The organism is Lysinibacillus sp. GbtcB16 (assembly GCF_019091145.1).
Lineage (GTDB): Bacteria > Bacillota > Bacilli > Bacillales_A > Planococcaceae > Lysinibacillus > Lysinibacillus fusiformis.
Genome location: NZ_JAGXJV010000034.1, coordinates 1 through 3,168, shown reverse-complemented (window position 1 = coordinate 3,168; position 3,168 = coordinate 1). Strand labels below are relative to the sequence as shown.

At 28.2% G+C, this 3,168-nt stretch carries 3 protein-coding genes; all 3 read left to right on the top strand.

Annotated features, from left to right (window positions below):
• Nucleotides 1–321: 321 nt before the first annotated feature.
• Complete coding sequence (locus tag KVT27_RS22935; protein ID WP_139893395.1) at nucleotides 322–1,452, top strand: ABC-three component system protein; 1,131 nt, start codon at nucleotides 322–324, stop codon at nucleotides 1,450–1,452.
• On the top strand, nucleotides 1,442–1,912 hold the full coding sequence (locus tag KVT27_RS22930) for a three component ABC system middle component (RefSeq protein ID WP_139893394.1): 471 nt from the start codon (nucleotides 1,442–1,444) through the stop codon (nucleotides 1,910–1,912). The genes KVT27_RS22935 and KVT27_RS22930 overlap by 11 nt, the downstream gene beginning before the upstream one ends.
• On the top strand, nucleotides 1,909–3,168 hold a 1,260-nt coding region (locus KVT27_RS22925), incomplete at its 3' end, for a hypothetical protein (protein WP_217582007.1). The genes KVT27_RS22930 and KVT27_RS22925, both read left to right, overlap by 4 nt.

Here is a 3,168-nt window from a genome sequence, read left to right as displayed (position 1 = left end):
AATGGTATAAACTTCTACAGCACAATAGAGGAAGATACCTGGAGAAATATTTTGGAAACTGATTATCAAGGGGCAAGGTCTGCATTGCTGGAAAAAGAGGATTATATTGTAAAATTTTAAGTGTTATGGGAACTAAGGCTGCGGCATAGATGAATTTCTATGCTTTTTTTATAGGTGTGTAAATGGTAATAAAAACCTTAAATGTACATTGATTAAATGTTATTATTGTATTATAAAAATATTAAGTTGGTAGTTTGATGTCTTTGTAATTCAAAATAATAAGTTGTGAGATAAGAAAGATAAAGTTTAGGAGGTAACTTTTTGATAAGACAAAAAAATGATGATACTTTAACGAAATTAGGAGATATTTTTCACTATTTAATAGTATTAGAGCATTGCTTAGACCTTAAAGAAAATGAAATTATAGTAGTGGAACGATACGGTGATTTATCTATAGAATCAACTGAATTATCGAAAAACATGGAAGTGAAGAATCATATTAAACAAAAGAATTTCCTGGATAGAGATGTTGAATTTTGGAAAACATTAAAAAATTGGATGGAAAATTACAGGGGTGTAAAGAGGTTTGATAAATTAATCTTGCTAACAACATCTGATGTGAAAGAAACCTCCCCTTTCTATAAGTGGAATAAATTAAAGCCCATGGAAAAGCTTGAGGTAATAAAAAACATTGGTGAAGATGAAAAAAATAATGAACGGATATTTAGGGAATTATATAAAAAAGTTTTTGTATATCCTGAAAATCAAATTTTAGAATTGTTAGGAAAAATAGAGTTAAATACAAGTGAAATTAGAGTTTCAGAACGAATTGGAAAAATAAAAAAACATCCAATCTTTAAGTTAATTAATGAAATAGACTCAGATGTTTTTATTCAAGAGCTATTGGGATATATATTAACTCAAGTTGTTAATCCGCCATATATTTGGGAAATAACAGAAAAGGATTTTAAGCGGAAAGCTATAGAGGTGAGAGATAGGTTTTCTAATACTAAAAGACCACTACCAAATTTATTTGAGGATAAAAATCCCCCGAGTTATACAACATATAAAGATAAGCATTTTGTTAAAGCGATTGAAGAAATAGAATATCTTGATGAAATTGAGGAAGCGATAGGGAATTACTGGAGAATGAGCCAAACGATTATTAAATACTTTCAAGATAACCCTATTTACTTGAGGGATATAGAAGAGTACAAAAATGATTTGGAGAAAAAAGTGACGAGATTAAAGAAAAAGAGTATGAGGAATTGCAAAGAGAAGGAGCATGTAATAGAAAAATCTCAAGATTTTTATGATGACACTATGTTAATGGATAGTAAATCATTTGGTACCATTGACCCTAATAGGGATTACTTTCAACATGGTATTATACATACAATTGTCAATGAAAAAAAGGTGAATTGGAAGTTAGGTGATAACAATGGAGATTGAACATTTAAAAACATTATCTTTAAATCCTTTTTTAAACAGCAAAATTATTAGGAGTTTTGTGAGTGGTTATGGAAAAGAATACGTAAATATTGAGTTACTTTATTTAGTATTACCTTTTGTTTTTGATGGTTATTCTAGGGAAATATTAACCTCTGTGAATAAGTCTAGTACTATATATACAGCCTTTTTGAATAGTCCTGAAAAAAGAATCGTATTAGGAAATTTGCAAGAGAGATATGAATATATGAAAAGTTTAACTAATGAGGCATTAATAGTTGCTCATAACGAAAGAGCTATTATTTTGGAGTATAAGGTTAAATTGATTAAAGGAATGACTTATAAAAATGTTAGAGGGAAGGAAATGAAGAGTTTTCTACGTGCATCGTATTATTTAGGTATGATTTTTTCTAAAAGTAGTAATGTAGATATTTTTCGAAGGTTAGGTGTTAATAATATATGAATGCATATATAAAAGGAATTGCTGTATTTAATAAAAATGGTGAAAAAAGATTTGTTGAGTTAAAAAGAGGATTGAATATTATTACAGGTCAATCCAAAAGTGGTAAAAGCGCTTTGTTAGAGATAATTGACTATTGTCTTGGAAATGCAAAATACATAATTCCTAAGGGGGAAATTACTAAATTTAGTCATTTATATGTAATATTAATTAAAATAGGTAATTTTCATCTTGCATTAGGACGAGAAAGCTTCAAAGGTAATGGTCGTAATAAAATGTATGTCTATAGAACAAGCAAAGAAGTTTCTATTAAGCAGTTAAAATTACGACATTTTCATGAAAAAGGTCTTGTTAGTCTTAAAGATGCAAAGGACGAGATATCTTTGGCTTTTGGATTAAATCTATCTGATATGACTATAGATTCAGAGGGGAAAAAAGAAGGGAAACCTAGTATTAGAAGCATGACTTCATATTTATTTCAGCATCAGAATTTGATAGCTAATAAATTTGCATTATTTTATCGGTTTGATGAATATAAAAAACGTGAGAGTGTTATAAAGCAATTTCCTGTATTTGCAGGGTGGGTTGAACAAAGGTATTATTCTCTACTATATAGATTAGACGTACTTGAAAAGGATAAAAGAAGATTAAAGAGAGAAAAGAAAAATTATAATGATGCTATAGAACATTTAAAAAGAAGACTGCATACAAGTTTTCAAGAATATTATGCGCTAATTGGTAAATCATTTAATGGAGAACATTCTATTGAATATCTTTTGGAGCATAAAAAACTACTGCCTACATCTGATATAGATAGTTACACTTCAAATGAAATAGAGAATGAATATCACAAATTTAAAAAAATAATAGAAGATAAAAGAAACCAAAGACATGAAATTGATATAAAAATCAAGAGTCTACAACAGAGTCAAGATTATGGTGATGATTATTATAAAGGTTTAAAAGGTTTAGAAAACAAATCTCAGTACTCTAATCCAATTTGTACTAGCTATAAATGCCCTATTTGTAATCAAGGTGTTGATGAAATTAATAGTAAGGCACAAGCGGTAATTGAAAGTGGGAAATGGTTGCAATACGAAATTAATAATGTTAAAGGGCAAAATAGTCAATTTGAAGAAGAAGAGAATTTGTTATTAAAACAGAAAGATGAATTAGTAAAAGAGATTCAATTTCTATATAGAAATTTAAGAGAAATAGAAAATATGAATGAGGAATTGAAGAATAAGAAAAATATTAAT

Bases quoted from the DNA above. Each gene is read 5' to 3' on its own strand.
- KVT27_RS22930 (WP_139893394.1), top strand. From the start codon at position 1,442: ATGGAGATTGAACATTTAAAAACATTATCTTTAAATCCTTTTTTAAAC.